The sequence below is a fragment of the Streptomyces sp. NPDC002790 genome (genome assembly GCF_040295505.1).
Classification (GTDB): domain Bacteria; phylum Actinomycetota; class Actinomycetes; order Streptomycetales; family Streptomycetaceae; genus Streptomyces.
On the sequence record NZ_JBEOVM010000032.1, the window covers coordinates 25056 to 39910 of the forward strand.

Consider the following 14855-nt stretch of genomic DNA (forward strand, 5'->3'; position numbering starts at 1 on the left):
GCGTGGGTGCGGGAGAGGCTGTGACGTTCTTGTTATGCCGGGCGTGCCGCTCGGGCGGGGCGGACCATGATCACCTCAAGTCCCGTAGTGGAACGGGGTGTTCTCAAGATCGATACGGTCGGGTACGCCCCGTGAGTGTCGACAGGGCTACGCGGTGCGACGTTCTCATTGCTTCGTTGCGGCAGAGGTAACCGAGTGTTACCGGCGTGTGAGTTCGGTGCGGGGTGGTGAGTTGAGGAAGCCTTGTCAATGCCGGTGTGGGGACGGGGAGTTGGTGAGGCCCTCTGGTCGGGCGGGGCGTGGCGCGGTGGAATGCCTGATGTCACCTCCCGTCCCGTGAGTGAGCTCCCTGAACGCGCCCTTGGAGGCACGATGGTGAGATCCGCCGGTAAGAGACGTTTGGGCCTGTCCCTGGTGTGTGCGTTGGTGGCGGCGGTGGCCGCCCCGTCCGCGTATGCCGTGCAACCTGCGGCCGAGCAGGCGCAGTTGAAGATCGAGGATCGTGAGACGCAGCCCGTTTTCTCGCGCGCGGACGCCGTGTCGCAGAAGGTCGATGTCCGCACGGGGGTCGACAGTGACGGTGATGGGGAGCGGGACACCGTGCGTATGCGGATTCTGCGGCCCAAGGAGACGGAGTCGGCGGGTCTGAAGGTTGCCACGATCGTCGAGGCGAGCCCGTACTGGGCGGGTGGCAACGATGTCCCGAATCATGTCGTGGACCTGGACGGGGACGGGCTTCCGGAGTCGGGTGGGAAGTTCCAACAGGAGCCCGGTAAAGCCGGGTTGGCGGGTCCGGGTGTGGCGTATGGCGGGTACTACGACAATTACTTCCTGCCGCGCGGTTATGCCGTGGCCGAGGTCGACAGCCTCGGTACCGGCGGCTCCACCGGCTGTCCGACCTCGGGTGGCCGCAATGAGACGCTGGGCGCGAAGGCCGCGATCGACTGGCTGAACGGCCGCGCGAAGGGCTGGGACACCGACGGCAACCCGGTCCGCGCCGACTGGTCGACCGGCGACTCCGCCATGATGGGCATCTCGTACAACGGCACGCTGCCAACCGCCGTCGCCAGTACGGGAGTCGAGGGCCTCAAGGCGATCGTGCCGATCTCCGGGATCTCCTCCTGGTACGACTACTACCGCGCGAACGGCGGTGTGGTGGCGCCCGGCACGTTCCAGGGCGAGGACACCGACGTGCTCGCCAAGTACGTGTATTCGCGGGCGGACCGGGAGATCTGCAAGCCGGTGCTCGACGCGCTGGAGCGTGATCAGGACCGGGTGAGCGGTGACTGGTCGCCGTACTGGCAGGAGCGCGACTACCTGAAGGACGCCGGCCGGATCAAGGCGGCGACGTTTGTCGTGCACGGCCTCAATGACTGGAACGTGAAGACGAAGAACGCCGGCCGGTTGTGGGAGGCGCTGAAGAAGAACCATGTGCCGCGCAAGCTGTGGCTGCACCAGGCCGGGCACACCAATCCGATGCCGCTGCGCATGGAGGAGTGGCTGAGTCAGGTCCACCACTGGTTCGACCACTATCTGTACGGGATCGGCAACGGCGTCACCGCCGAGCCCCGGGTCGACGTCGAGCAGGCCGACTTCAGTTGGAAGCAGCAGAGCGACTGGCCGGCCGCCGGTACGCGCTCGACGACACTGCGGATGCGGGCCGACGGCACGCTGGGGAGCAAGGCGGGCCCCAGGCGCGTGCAGTCGCTGACCGACGCGGGCCGCACGGTCGCCGCGGAGAAGCTCGTCACGTCGCCGGACGACGCGAACCCGAACCGGCTCGCGTACACGACGGGGGCGCTGGACAGGGACGTCCGGCTCAACGGTGTGCCCGAGGTCGATGTGCGGGCCTCGCTGGCCGGTACGTCGCCGTACGTGACGGCGCTGCTCGTCGACTACGGGCGGGACACCCGGGCCACGTCGGGCACGGTCACCGACACGTCGCAGCAGGTCTGTTACGGCGAGGGCGTGCCGGGTCTCGCCGGGGAGACGGGCTGCGCGTACCGCACGAAGCACCGCACGGAGACCGCCGACTACAAGATCGTGACGCGGGGCTGGCTGGACGCCCGAAACCGGACGTCGTACGAGCGCCAGTCCAAGGTCGTGGAGGGCCGCGAATACCGGCTGAAGTGGGACATGCAGCCCGAGGACTACGTCTTCAAGGCCGGGTACCGGCTCGGCGTCGTCCTGATCTCCACCGACTACGACTACACGCTGCGCTATCCGGCGGGCACGCGGATGACCGTGCGCGCCGGGGACAGTTCGGTGACGCTGCCGGTGGCGTCCACATCCAAGAAGTAGGCGCCGAGCCGTCCTCCACTATGCGGTGGGCGCGTCCGGGGCGTCCTTGAGCATGCAGGTCAGGCGGGCCGAGCAGACCCGCCTGTCCTGCTCGTCGGTGATGACGACCTCGTACGTCGCCGTGGAGCGGCCGCGGTGCAGCGGTGTGGCGACGCCGGTGACGAGGCCGGAGCGGGCGCCGCGGTGGTGCGTGCAGTTCAGGTCGACGCCGACGGCGATCTTGCCGCTGCCGCCGTGCAGCATCGCGCCGACGGAGCCGAGGGTTTCGGCGAGGACGGCGGAGGCGCCGCCGTGCAGCAGCCCGTAGGGCTGGGTGTTGCCCTCGACGGGCATGGTGCCGACGACGCGCTCGGCCGAGGCCTCCTTGACCTCGATGCCCATGCGGGTGCCGAGGTGGCCGGCGGAGAACAGGGCGATGAGGTCGATGCCGAGCGCCGTGTACTCGTCGATGACCTCTTGCGGGAACTGCGTGTGGTTCTGCTCGCCCATGGCGCCCGGCTCCGTTCGTCGTGTCTTGCGGGGGTACGTGGCTCGAGGCGGCCACGTGGCTGAGCAAACGCTCAGTCGGTCCTGGATTGTTCCAGGCGGACCACGACGGACTTGCTGGCGGGTGTGTTGCTGGTGTCCGCGGTGGCGTCCAGCGGCACCAGCACGTTCGTCTCCGGGTAGTAGGCGGCCGCGCAGCCGCGGGCCGTCGGATAGTGCACGACACGGAAGCCGGGCGCGCGCCGCTCCACGCCGTCCGTCCACTCGCTGACGAGGTCTACGTAGGAGCCCTCGGCGAGGTCGAGGTCGCGCGCGTCGTCCGCGTTGACGAGGACGACGCGGCGGCCGTTGCTGATGCCGCGGTAGCGGTCGTCCAGGCCGTAGATCGTGGTGTTGTACTGGTCGTGCGAGCGCAGCGTCTGCAGGAGGAGGCGGCCCTCGGGCACGCGCGGGTACTCGACGGGCGCGGCCGTGAAGTTGGCCTTGCCGGTGGTGGTGGGGAAGCGGCGCTCGTCGCGCGGCGCGTGAGGGAGCGCGAAGCCGCTCGGATCCGCCACGCGCGCGTTGAAGTCCTCGAAGCCGGGGACGACGTGTCCGATGCGGTCGCGGATCGTCGCGTAGTCCTTCTCGAACTCCTCCCAGGACGTGGTCGATTCGGCGCCCAGAACGCGGCGGGCGAGGCGGGCGACGATGGCCGGCTCGGACAGCAGGTGCCGGCTCGCCGGGTCGAGGCGGCCGCGGGAGGCGTGCACCATGCCCATGGAGTCCTCGACGGTCACGAACTGCTCGCCACTGCCCTGGAGGTCGCGCTCGGTGCGGCCGAGGGTGGGCAGGATCAGGGCGCGGGCGCCGGTGACGGTGTGCGAGCGGTTCAGCTTCGTGGAGACGTGCACGGTGAGGCGGGCGCGGCGCATCGCCGACTCGGTGACCTCGGTGTCGGGGGACGCCGCCACGAAGTTGCCGCCCATGGCGAAGAAGACCTTGGCCTGCCCGTCGCGCAGGGCGCGGATGGCGCGCACGACGTCGAAGCCGTGCTCGCGCGGCGGGGCGAAGCCGAACTCCTTCTCCAGGGCGTCGAGGAACGCGGGGGCGGGGCGCTCGAAGATGCCCATGGTGCGGTCGCCCTGCACGTTCGAGTGGCCGCGCACGGGGCACACGCCGGCGCCGGGCCGTCCGATGTTGCCGCGCAGCAGCAGGAAGTTGACCACTTCGCGGATCGTCGGCACGGAGTGCTTGTGCTGGGTGAGGCCCATGGCCCAGCACACGACGGTGCGCTTGGAGGCGAGGACCATCTCCAGGGTGCGCTCGATGTCGGCGCGGGACAGGCCGGTCGCCGCGAGGGTCTCGTCCCAGTCGGCGGCGCGGGCGGCCTCGGTGAACTCCTCGTAGCCGTGCGTGTGCTCGGCGATGAAGGCGTCGTCGATGGCGCCCTCTGTGCCGAGGATCAGCTTGTTGAGGAGGCGGAAGAGGGCCTGGTCGCCGCCGAGCCGGATCTGCAGGAACAGGTCGTTGAGCGCCGCGCCCTTGGTGAGGCCCTTCGGCGTCTGCGGGTTCTTGAACTTCTCCAGGCCCGCCTCCGGCAGCGGGTTGATGGAGATGATCTTCGCGCCGCCCGCCTTCGCCTTCTCCAGGGCGGAGAGCATGCGCGGATGGTTCGTGCCCGGGTTCTGCCCGGCGACGATGATCAGGTCCGACTTGTAGAGGTCCTCCAGGAGGACGCTGCCCTTGCCGACACCGATGGTCTCCGTGAGCGCGGAGCCGGACGACTCGTGGCACATGTTCGAACAGTCGGGCAGATTGTTCGTGCCGAACTCGCGGGCGAACAGCTGGTAGAGGAACGCCGCCTCGTTGCTGGTGCGCCCCGACGTGTAGAAGACGGACTCGTCGGGGGAGTCGAGCGCGGTCAGTTCGTCCGCGATCAGATCGAAGGCACGCTCCCAGCTGACGGGCTCGTAGTGGGTGCCGCTCTCATCCAGAAGCATGGGGTGGGTGAGCCGGCCCTGCTGGCCCAGCCAGTAACCGGAGCGCGTCGCGAGGTCCGCGACCGGGTGCGCGGCGAAGAACTCGGGCGTCACCCGGCGCAGGGTGGCCTCCTCGGCGACCGCCTTCGCCCCGTTCTCACAGAACTCCGCCGCGTGCCGGTGCTCCGGCTCGGGCCAGGCGCAGCCCGGGCAGTCGAAGCCGTCCTTCTGGTTGACGCGCAGCAGCGTCAGCGCCGTCCGCTTCACGCCCATCTGCTCGCGGGCCATCTTGAGCGAGTGCTTCACGGCGGGGAGCCCGGCGGCATGGTGCTGCCGCGCCGCTACCTGCGGCGCGTCCTGTACCGGGTCGGATGCGGGCGGCTTGCTTGCCATGGTTCGGCTCCCCTTTGAGCAGGTCCTGCGGTGCTGCGATGCCGTGCTGGTTGCACTGTTGTGAGCTATGTCTCCGATCTTCGCACGGGGGTGTGACAACGCCCGTGCCGGTCCGGGGTGGGCCGCGCTGTCAGTGGGGCGTGGCAGGATCGTGGGCGTGGCAGAGAAAGCAGCAGCGAAGACGACGCAGAAGACGGTGGCACCGGTGGCGAAGGCAGCAGACAGCAGCTCGGGCGGGCGCCCCCGCCTGATGCTCATGGACGGGCACTCGCTGGCGTACCGGGCGTTCTTCGCGCTGCCCGCGGAGAACTTCACGACGGCGACGGGTCAGCCGACGAACGCGATCTACGGTTTCGCGTCGATGCTGGCGAACACGCTGCGCGACGAGGAGCCGACGCACTTCGCGGTGGCGTTCGACGTGTCCCGCAAGACGTGGCGCTCCGAGGAGTTCACCGAGTACAAGGCGAACCGCTCGAAGACGCCGGACGAGTTCAAGGGACAGGTCGAGCTGATCGGCGAGCTGCTCGACGCGATGCACACGCCGCGCTTCGCGGTGGACGGCTTCGAGGCCGACGACGTCATCGCCACGCTCGCCACGCAGGCCGAGACCGCGGGCTTCGAGGTCCTCATCGTCACCGGCGACCGGGACTCGTTCCAGCTGGTCTCGGAGAACGTGACGGTGCTGTACCCCACCAAGGGCGTCTCCGAGCTCACCCGCTTCACGCCGGAGAAGGTCGAGGAGAAGTACGGGCTGACCCCGGCCCAGTACCCGGACTTCGCGGCGCTGCGCGGCGACCCGTCGGACAACCTGCCGGGCATCCCCGGAGTCGGTGAGAAGACGGCCGCTAAGTGGATCAACCAGTTCGGTTCGTTCGCGGAGTTGGTCGAGCGCGCCGAGGAGGTCAAGGGCAAGGCGGGGCAGAACTTCCGGGACCACATCGAGGCCGTGAAGCTGAACCGGCGCCTGACCGAGATGGTCCGTGACGTCGAGCTGCCGAAGACCGTCACAGACCTGGGCCGCGAGGCGTACGACCGTACGGCGATCGCGATGATCCTGGACACGCTGGAGATCCGTAACCCGTCGCTGCGCGAGCGCCTGTTCGCCGTCGACCCGGGGGCGGAGGAGGCCGAGGAGACCCCGGCGGAGCCGGGCGTCGAGCTGGACGGCACGGTGCTCGCGACGGGCGAGGTCGCTCCGTGGCTGGCCGAGCACGGCAAGGCGGTCCTCGGTATGGCGACCGTCGACACCTGGTCGCTCGGTACGGGCTCGGTCACCGAGGTCGCGCTGGCCGCCGCCGGGGGAGAGGCCGCCTGGTTCGATCCGTCGACGCTCGACGAGGCCGACGAGAAGGCCTTCGCCACGTGGGCCGCCGACGCGAAGAAGCCGAAGGTGCTGCACAACGCGAAGAGCGTGATGCGGGTCTTCGCCGAGCACGGCTGGAGTGTCGACGGCATCACCATGGACACGGCGCTCGCCGCGTACCTGGTCAAGCCGGGCCGCCGCTCCTTCGCGCTCGATGCGCTGTCCCTGGAGTACCTGGGCCGCGAGCTGGCCCCGGCCGGCGCGGCCGACGGTCAACTCGCGTTCGGTACCGACGAGGACGACCAGGCCGAGGCCGACGCGCTCATGGTGCAGGCCCGCGCGATCCTCGACCTGGGCGAGGCGTTCGGTACGCGCCTGAAGGAGGTCGGCGCGGCCGATCTGCTCACCGACATCGAGCTGCCCACGTCCACGCTCCTCGCCCGCCTGGAGCGGCACGGCATCGCCGCCGACCGCGCGCACCTGGAGTCGATGGAGCAGATGTTCGCGGGCGCCGTGCAGCAGGCGGTGAAGGAGGCGCACGACGCGGTGGGCCACGAGTTCAACCTCGGCTCCCCGAAGCAGCTCCAGGCCGTCTTCTTCGAGGAACTCGACCTTCCGAAGACGAAGAAGACCAAGACCGGTTACACGACGGACGCCGACGCGCTCGCCTGGCTGGCCACGCAGACCGACCACGAACTGCCCGTGATCATGCTGCGCCACCGTGAGCAGGCCAAGCTCCGCGTCACCGTCGAGGGCCTGATCAAGACGATCGCGGCGGACGGCCGCATCCACACCACGTTCAACCAGACGGTGGCGGCGACCGGCCGCCTGTCGTCGACGGACCCGAACCTGCAGAACATTCCGGTCCGCACGGACGAGGGTCGCGCCATTCGGCGCGGGTTCGTGGTGGGTGACGGCTACGAGTCGCTGATGACGGCCGACTACAGCCAGATCGAACTGCGCGTCATGGCGCACCTGTCGGAGGACGAGGGCCTCCTGGAGGCGTTCAACTCCGGCGAGGACCTGCACACCACGGTGGCCTCGCAGGTCTTCTCAGTGGAGCGGGACGCGGTCGACGCGGAGATGCGCCGCAAGATCAAGGCGATGTCGTACGGGCTCGCGTACGGGTTGTCCGCGTTCGGTCTGTCGGGTCAGTTGGGCATTGACCCGGGCGAGGCGCGCGGCCTCATGGACACGTACTTCGAGCGGTTCGGCGGGGTGCGGGACTACCTGCGGCGGGCCGTCGACGAGGCGCGTGCCACCGGGTACACCGAGACGATGCTGGGGCGGCGCCGCTACCTGCCCGACCTGAACTCGGACAACCGGCAGCGTCGCGAGATGGCCGAGCGGATGGCGCTCAACGCGCCGATCCAGGGCACGGCGGCCGACATCGTGAAGATCGCGATGCTGAATGTCGACAAGGCGCTTATGGAGGCGGGGCTCCAGTCGCGGATGTTGCTCCAGGTGCACGATGAAGTTGTGCTGGAGATCGCTCCGGGGGAGGCCGCCGCGGCGGAGGAGTTGGTGCGGCGGGAGATGGCCGGGGCGGTTGCGCTCCGCGCGCCGCTGGATGTGTCGGTGGGGCTGGGGGCGGATTGGGAGTCCGCGGCCCACTAGGGCCTGGTCGGCCGGGTGTGGGTCGCGTTGTCGCGGCCTGCGCCGGGCCTACGTCACGGGGCTCCGCCCCGGACCCCGCGGGCTCTCGTCACAAGGGCGGGGGCTTGATGTGGCCGCACTCGTCGACGGGGCTTGATGTGGCCGCACTCGTCGATGGGGCCTGCTGTGCGGGCGTTTGGCGGCGTGGCCTGAGGCGGGTCACCAGTGCGTACAGCACCACGCCCACGCCCACGCCCGCCCCCGCGCCGAAGCACAGGGTTGGGATGATTTCCCATGGTCTCCAGGGGAGTTCCGCCCCGTTCACGTACGACAGCCAGCGCGTCACCCGCAGCGCGCCGGCCGCGCACGCGCAGCCCGCGATCAGGGTCCACGCGAGCCACCGATTCCCTGCGGGGGGTGCCGGTGCCGGCTCGGCGGACCGGACCGACCACCACGCGAACGCGGCCAGCACCGCGAGTGCCACGGCCGAACCGGCGTACTGGACCCACCAGTAGAGCGGGGAGCCGGCGAACGTGTCGGCGAGGGCGGGGAAGAGGCGTGCCCCCCAGCGGTCCGGGTGCGTGAAGGCGTCCCACACCACGTGGGTCGTGGCGCCGAGCGACGCGGAGACGTACCACCACAGCGGCCACCATCCGGTACGGGGCCGTGGCCGGACCACGGCGCCCAGCCGCCCCCGCAGCCGCCCCGGTACGAGCCCGAGCACCGGCTCCCGGATCAGCCGCCACAGAGCCACCAGCGTGAGCGCGAGCCCGACGTCCACGGTGAACACGCCCGTGAACGAGTGCGTGAACGCGCCGAATTCCATGGCCCCCGGCACCGCCCCCGCCGCGTAATACGTGAGGTCGGGCGCGAACGACCCGGCGGCGAGCAGCGCGGGGACGAGCGGCCCACGCCCCGAACCGTCCCGCCGGACGAACGGCAGCACCGCCGCGGCATGGCTGATGGTGAACGGCACGTGTCCCCCTGTTGTCCCGTACGTGCGAGCGTGGAAGCGTACGGCATCCGTAGCGGCGCAATCGTTCAATACCGGGCGCGAACGGGTGTCTGTGCGGCGGAAGTTGTCGTAGGGTCGGCTGGATCCGCGCGCTGGGGGAGCGAGGCGGGTCGGTACAGGCGACAAGGGGAGGGCTCGCGGCATGGCGGCGGTATTCGGCAGGCGACTGCGCAGAGGAGTCATGACGGCCGCGGTCGCCGCCGCGGCGGTGGCGGCCCTGTCCGCGTCCCAGGCACCCGGGGTGAGCCCGCCGCGTGCGGACGGCGGCAGTTCCGCCGCGGACCGCTCCGACGACAATCCGCCGGATTCGGCGACGGGCCCGGACTACTACACCGACCTGCCCCCGCTGGACAGCCCCACCGACGACCCGACCACGCCCGGCACGGGCGGGAAGAGCGGCGACGACTCCGGCATACCCGCGACCGTCCTCGACGCGTACAAGAAGGCCGCCGCGGAGCTCGGCACGACCAAGCCCGGCTGCAATCTGGACTGGCAGCTGCTCGCCGCGATCGGCAAGGTCGAGTCGGGCCAGGCCCGCGGCGGCGACGTCGACGCCAACGGCACGACGAAGGGCCAACCGATCCTCGGCCCGTCCCTCGACGGCAACGGGTTCGCGAAGGTCACCGACACCGACGGCGGTTCCTACGACGGCGACACCACCCATGACCACGCCGTGGGCCCCATGCAGTTCATCCCCTCCACCTGGGAGTGGGCGGGCCGTGACGGCAACGGCGACGGCAAGAAGGACCCGAACAACATCTACGACGCCGCGCTCGCCGCGGGCCACTACCTGTGCCGCGCCGACCGCGACCTGTCGAACGCCTCGGACCTCAACAAGGCGATCCTCAGCTACAACAACTCCTCGGACTACCTCGCCACCGTCCTGAAGTGGCTCGAGTTCTACCGCAAGAACTCGCACTCGGTCCCCGACGGCACCGGCGTGCTGCCCAAGCACCCGAGCGTCGGCGGCACGGGCAGTGGCGCGGGCGCGTCGCCGAGCGCCACCGACCGGAACCGGAACTCCGGGGGTTCGTCGGACTCGCCGACCACGAAGCCGCCGTCCAAGAACCCGCCCAAGACCCCGTCCGGCGGCGGTTCGACCAGCCCCGGTGGGGGCGGCACCACCTCGCCGCCCACCACGCCCCCCACGCCCACCCCCACCCCCACGCCCACCGAGTCCGTCACCAAGCTCTCCGACGCGGGCACCGGCAGCCTCGCCGCCCTCCAGGACGACTCCTTCAGCGAGCGGGTCAAGGTGAAGGCGAAGAACGCGGCGGGCTCCGCCGTCGGCTCCGCGAAGATCCGCTTCGCGATCGTCGGCGCCACGGACGCCACGTTCACCGGCGGCGCCACCAGCGCCACCGTCACCACGAACAGCTCCGGCGTGGCCACCGCGCCCGCGTTCAAGGCGGGGAAGGAGACCGGCCAGTTCACGGTCCGCGCCACCGTCGTCGGTCGCAATGTGGCCGGCCTCGACCACACGGCGACGGTCACCGCGCGCGCCGACAAGCTGGAACGCGTCGGCGACGACGCGCTGACCTGCGAGGCCGGCGGCACCTTCGACAAGGCCGTCGAGCTGAAGGCCACGTACAAGGGCGCCGCGGCCGACAAGGTCGCCGCGACCGCGACCCTCGTCACGTCCAAGGACGACGCGACCGAGGCGGACAAGGGTCCCTACTTCAAGGACGTGGACGGCAAGACGCTCCGCACCCTCAAGGGCCTCGAGGCCGACGCCGAAGGGCACCTCACGCTGCCGAAGCTGTACGCGGACGACACGAGCGGCACGTTCCTGCTGCGCGTCACCACCACGGGCGGCGCGACGCTCACGGTGGAGCTGAAGGTGACCGAGGCAGCCGCCTCGTAACACGCCCCGCGCACCGCGTAGTTGAGCCCCCGACCCGGACGTGGTCGGGGGCTCAACTACGTCCCGTACAACGTGTTCTCATTCCCGCTCCGCGTTGCTACGGTGCACCGACCCAGAGGCCTGACGCCTCATCAGATTCCGTGTGCCGCAAGGCTGCAGGGAGGTCGGACATGCGTGCTCTCGTCGCCGCGGCCATCGGTCTCGCCGCGGCGCTCGCCCTGGTCCTCACCATGACCGCGGTCGGTGCCCCGCCGGGCGAGACGTCCCCGAAACCGCTGCTGCACTCAGTGCCCAAACACCCGTAAAAGCCCGTGCCACGCCCGTAGCTGAGGAGGGCCGCAGCGATGCGCCGCAAGGCCAGCCTGATCCTGCTAGCCTTCGCCGTCTTCTTCACGGCGATGTCCCCGCTGATGCGCTGGTACGCGTTCCCGCGCCTGGCGAAGATCCCGCCGAGCCAGTACCAGACGATGGTTCTGGAGGCGAAGAACGCGACACTGATCGACTACGGGACCATGAAGGAGAAGAAGATCCCCAAGCTCAGCATCGTCCAGACGCTGAAGGGCAACGTCGAAGCGTCGAACGAGGTGGAGAAGACCGCCGGGCGCGATGTCGTCGTCTGGGACGGCCTGACCTACGGCGTGGGGCCCGACGGCAAGATGGTCACCGAGATCCCCGAGCGCTACATCTTCGACGCCCACAGTTCGGCGCCCGTGCACGCCAAGAGCGAATCCGTCGACGGCGACCCGGTCAAGCGTGAGGGCATCGAGTTCAAGTGGCCCTTCCTGACGGAGCGGCGCGGCTACGAGTACTTCGACGCGCGTGCCCGCGTCACCCGCCCCATCCACTACAAGGGCACCGAGAACTTCCACGGCCTGGAGGTCTACCGCTTCGAGCAGACCATTCCATGGACGAAGGTTCCGTTCCCCAACACGCTGCCCGTGAAGGGCATCACGCCGGAGTCCGTCGCCAAGACCGGCACCAAGATGTACTACTCGACGGTGCGCACCTTCCTGGTCGACCCGACCACCGGCGCGCCCGTCTACGGCGAGGAGCAGCACAAGGAAGAGATGCGGGGCGGCACCCTGCTCGCCGGGGACCCGGACAAGAAGGTCACCGCGTTCGCGGGCGACGTGAAGATGCGCCCCGACTTCATCGAGTCGACGGTCGACCTGGTCAAGTCCCAGCGTGTCCTGGTCCTTCTCCTCACCTCCTACCTGCCGTGGGGCTTCCTGATCCTCGGCGGGCTGCTGCTCGCGCTCTCGCTGTGGCTGGAGGCGCGCAGCCGGCGCCCCGGCGAGCCGGAGGAGACGCCGGTGGCCGAGCCGGAGCCCGACCCGGTCAGCGTCTGAGACGGGCGTTCGTGTGCCGCGTGGGCTCGGCCGCCGCCGGGTCCTCGGGCCACGGGTGCTTGGGGTAGCGGCCGCGCAGATCGGCCCGTACGGAGCGGTAGCCGTCGCCCCAGAACGAGGCGAGGTCCGCGGTGACGGCGGCGGGCCGCCCCGCGGGCGACAGCAGATGCACGAGCACCGGGACCCCGGCCACCCGCGGCGTCTCCCGCAGCCCGAACATCTCCTGCAACTTCACCGCGAGCACCGGCTGCTGCGGATCGGAGTAGTCGAGCCGCACCCGCGACCCGCTGGGCACCTCCAGCCGCTCCGGCGCCAGCTCGGCCAGACGCGCCGCGTGGCCGCCCGCCCACGGCAGCAGCCGCCGCAGCGCCTCCCCGGCGTCGATCCGCCCGAGGTCCGCCCGGCGCCGCGCCGCGCTCAGCTCGGGCTCCAGCCACTCGTCCACGCGCGCGTGCAGCGCATCATCACTCACGTCCGGCCACGGCTCCCCGACATGCCGCCGCAGAAACGCAAGCCGCTCCCGCAGCGCCACGGCGTCCTTGCTCCACCGCAGCAGCCCGAGCCCCTCGCGCCGCAGCCCTTCGAGCAGGGCGTCCCGTACGAGGCCGGGGGCGGGGTTCTTGAGCGGGCGTACGGCGAGTTCGACGGCGCCGAGCCGGGTGACGTGCCGGGCCACCAACTCGCCGTCCGCCCAGGCCACTTCATCGCCTTCGCCGAACAGTGACGCGGCGGCCCGCCGGGCGGCCTCCTCGTCCACGGCCGCGCCGAGCCGCACGCGCGCGTGCCCGGCCCCCACGGGCCGGTCGGCGACGGCGACGGCGACCCACTCGGCGTCCCGCAGCGCGGAGCCGTCGGGAACGTCGGCGCGGGTGCCGGACACCATGAGCAGCGACCCACCACTGCGCCGGGCAACGCGCTCGGGGAAGGCGAGCGCGGCGACGACCCCGGCAGCGCGATCATCCCCGCCGGCCGCGCCCACCCCGGGGCCGCCACGCGGGCCATCCGTTGCGGCGCTTCGGGTGGCTGGGAGGGTCACTCCCCGCGCCGCAGGCGCGGAACCACCCACGAGACCGGACAGCCGCCGAACTTCAGCGCCCCACCGCGAGGCATACGCATCACCCCCACGCCGAGCCGAGCGCAACGCCCCGCCCAGATCATCGCCGTAGGCCCTCGGCGGCTCCTCGCTCAGCAGCGCCACCACCTCCGCCGCCCGCTTGGCGCCCACCACCGGAGCCGCATCCACAAGCGCACGCCCGAGCCGCGGATGCAGCCCGAGCCGCGCGAGCCGCGCACCACGCCCGGTGGCCCGCCCCGTGTCCTCCTCCACCGCGCCGACCGCGGACAGCACGGACCGGGCCGCCGCCATCGCCCCGGCCGGAGGCGCGTCGAGCAGCGCAAGACCGGACGCGTCCGGGTCGCCCCAGCACGCCACTTGCAGAGCGAACGCCGTCAGGTCCGCCACCTTGATCTCGGGCGAGGGGAACCTGGGCAGCCGCCCGTCCTCCGCCTCGTCCCAGCACCGGTACACCACACCCGGCGCCTCACGCCCGGCCCGGCCCGCCCGCTGCGTCCCGGTCGCCCGGGAAGCCCGTACGGTCGTCAGCGCGCTCAACCCGCGCGCGTGGTCCACCCGCGGCTCCCGCGCCAGCCCCGCGTCCACGACGGCCCGCACCCCCGGCACGGTCAACGACGACTCGGCGACGGCCGTGGCCAGCACGACCCGCCGCCGCGCACCCGCCGAGAGCACCGCGTCCTGCACGGCGGCCGGCGCCCGCCCGTGCACCTGCAACACATCCACATCCGAGCCCAGTCCCCCCAACTGCCCGGCCACGCGCGCGATCTCCCCGACGCCCGGCAGAAAGCACAACACGTCCCCGTCCCGCTCGGCGAGCGCGCGGCGCACCACGGACGCCACATGCGTGAGCAGCGCCGGATCCACCCGCATCCCGTGCGGCGGCCGCACCGGACGCGCGGGCGGCGCCCACACCACGTCCACCGGGTACGAGACGCCCTCGGCCTCCACGACCGGAGCGTCCCCGAGCAGCGACGCCCACCCCGCGGCGTCCGTCGTCGCGGACGCCGCGACCAGCTTCAGCTCCGGCCGCAGCGCCTCGCGTACGTCCCACAGGAAGGCGGCCACGGTGTCCGCGTCCAGGTGCCGCTCGTGCACCTCGTCGAGCATCACGGCGTCGACACCGCGGAGCTCCTGGTCCCGCTGCAGCCGTTGCAGCAGCACACCCGTCGTGACCACCTCGACGCACGTACGCGGCCCGACGACGCGCTCGCCGCGCACCGTGTACCCGACCCGCTCCCCGACCTTCTCGCCGAGCAGCCACGCCATCCGCCTGGCCGCCGCACGGGCCGCGATCCGCCGCGGCTCGGCGACCACCACACGGCGTACGGGAGCGTCCTCGTCGAGCAGCCCGGCGAGGACGAGCGGCACGAGCGTCGTCTTGCCGGTGCCGGGCGGCGCCACGAGCACCGCGGCCCCGGCACCGTCGAGCGCGGAGCGCAGCGCGGGCAGCGCGGAACGTACGGGCAGGGCTCGCAGCGCGTCGTCACGTACAGAAGAAGGGGGTGAGGTCAC

At 71.2% G+C, this 14855-nt stretch carries 9 protein-coding genes; 5 read left to right on the forward strand and 4 right to left on the reverse strand.

Annotation, left to right across the window (positions count from 1 at the left end):
* Nucleotides 1-372 precede the first annotated feature (372 nt).
* A complete protein-coding gene (locus ABT004_RS17105; RefSeq protein ID WP_351337112.1) occupies nucleotides 373-2301 on the forward strand; it encodes a Xaa-Pro dipeptidyl-peptidase in 1929 nt (642 codons plus the stop codon).
* 18 nt (nucleotides 2302-2319) lie between these two features.
* Here the strand turns inward: ABT004_RS17105 and ABT004_RS17110 are convergent, their stop codons facing one another.
* On the reverse strand, nucleotides 2320-2790 hold the full coding sequence (locus tag ABT004_RS17110; RefSeq protein WP_351337115.1) for a PaaI family thioesterase: 471 nt from the start codon (nucleotides 2788-2790) through the stop codon (nucleotides 2320-2322).
* Between the two features lie 71 nt (nucleotides 2791-2861).
* Nucleotides 2862-5141: an FdhF/YdeP family oxidoreductase gene (locus ABT004_RS17115; protein WP_351337118.1), complete on the reverse strand. Its 2280-nt coding sequence runs from the start codon at nucleotides 5139-5141 to the stop codon at nucleotides 2862-2864.
* Between the two features lie 250 nt (nucleotides 5142-5391).
* Between ABT004_RS17115 and polA the strand changes: the two genes are divergently transcribed.
* The gene (gene polA, locus ABT004_RS17120) at nucleotides 5392-8061 is read left to right on the forward strand and encodes a DNA polymerase I (protein WP_351337213.1); all 2670 of its coding nucleotides are present in this window, start codon (nucleotides 5392-5394) and stop codon (nucleotides 8059-8061) included.
* An 88-nt stretch (nucleotides 8062-8149) separates the two neighbouring features.
* Here the strand turns inward: polA and ABT004_RS17125 are convergent, their stop codons facing one another.
* Complete coding sequence (locus tag ABT004_RS17125; protein ID WP_351337120.1) at nucleotides 8150-9016, reverse strand: DUF4184 family protein; 867 nt, start codon at nucleotides 9014-9016, stop codon at nucleotides 8150-8152.
* A 181-nt stretch (nucleotides 9017-9197) separates the two neighbouring features.
* On the opposite strand from ABT004_RS17125, the gene ABT004_RS17130 reads away from it, so the two are divergent.
* From ABT004_RS17130 to pgfA, 3 genes are all read left to right on the forward strand, one after another.
* Nucleotides 9198-10919 carry a lytic transglycosylase domain-containing protein gene (locus ABT004_RS17130; protein ID WP_351337123.1) on the forward strand — a complete coding sequence of 574 codons (1722 nt, stop codon included), beginning with the start codon at nucleotides 9198-9200 and terminating at the stop codon, nucleotides 10917-10919.
* 170 nt (nucleotides 10920-11089) lie between these two features.
* A complete protein-coding gene (locus ABT004_RS17135; RefSeq protein ID WP_266720761.1) occupies nucleotides 11090-11224 on the forward strand; it encodes an SPW_0924 family protein in 135 nt (44 codons plus the stop codon).
* 39 nt (nucleotides 11225-11263) lie between these two features.
* On the forward strand, nucleotides 11264-12268 hold the full coding sequence (gene pgfA, locus ABT004_RS17140; RefSeq protein ID WP_351337126.1) for a cell envelope lipid trafficking protein PgfA: 1005 nt from the start codon (nucleotides 11264-11266) through the stop codon (nucleotides 12266-12268).
* On the opposite strand, the gene hrpB is transcribed toward pgfA, so the two are convergent.
* Nucleotides 12258-14855, reverse strand: coding sequence for an ATP-dependent helicase HrpB (gene hrpB, locus ABT004_RS17145; RefSeq protein ID WP_351337129.1), 2598 nt, complete (start codon nucleotides 14853-14855; stop codon nucleotides 12258-12260). The two genes, pgfA and hrpB, sit on opposite strands and share 11 nt — an antisense overlap.

Coding starts and splice junctions, on each gene's coding strand:
- ABT004_RS17105 (WP_351337112.1), top strand. CDS start 373: ATGGTGAGATCCGCCGGTAAGAGACGTTTGGGCCTGTCCCTGGTGTGT.
- ABT004_RS17110 (WP_351337115.1), bottom strand. CDS start 2,790: ATGGGCGAGCAGAACCACACGCAGTTCCCGCAAGAGGTCATCGACGAG.
- ABT004_RS17130 (WP_351337123.1), top strand. CDS start 9,198: ATGGCGGCGGTATTCGGCAGGCGACTGCGCAGAGGAGTCATGACGGCC.
- ABT004_RS17115 (WP_351337118.1), bottom strand. CDS start 5,141: ATGGCAAGCAAGCCGCCCGCATCCGACCCGGTACAGGACGCGCCGCAG.
- ABT004_RS17135 (WP_266720761.1), top strand. CDS start 11,090: ATGCGTGCTCTCGTCGCCGCGGCCATCGGTCTCGCCGCGGCGCTCGCC.
- pgfA (WP_351337126.1), top strand. CDS start 11,264: ATGCGCCGCAAGGCCAGCCTGATCCTGCTAGCCTTCGCCGTCTTCTTC.
- polA (WP_351337213.1), top strand. CDS start 5,392: ATGCTCATGGACGGGCACTCGCTGGCGTACCGGGCGTTCTTCGCGCTG.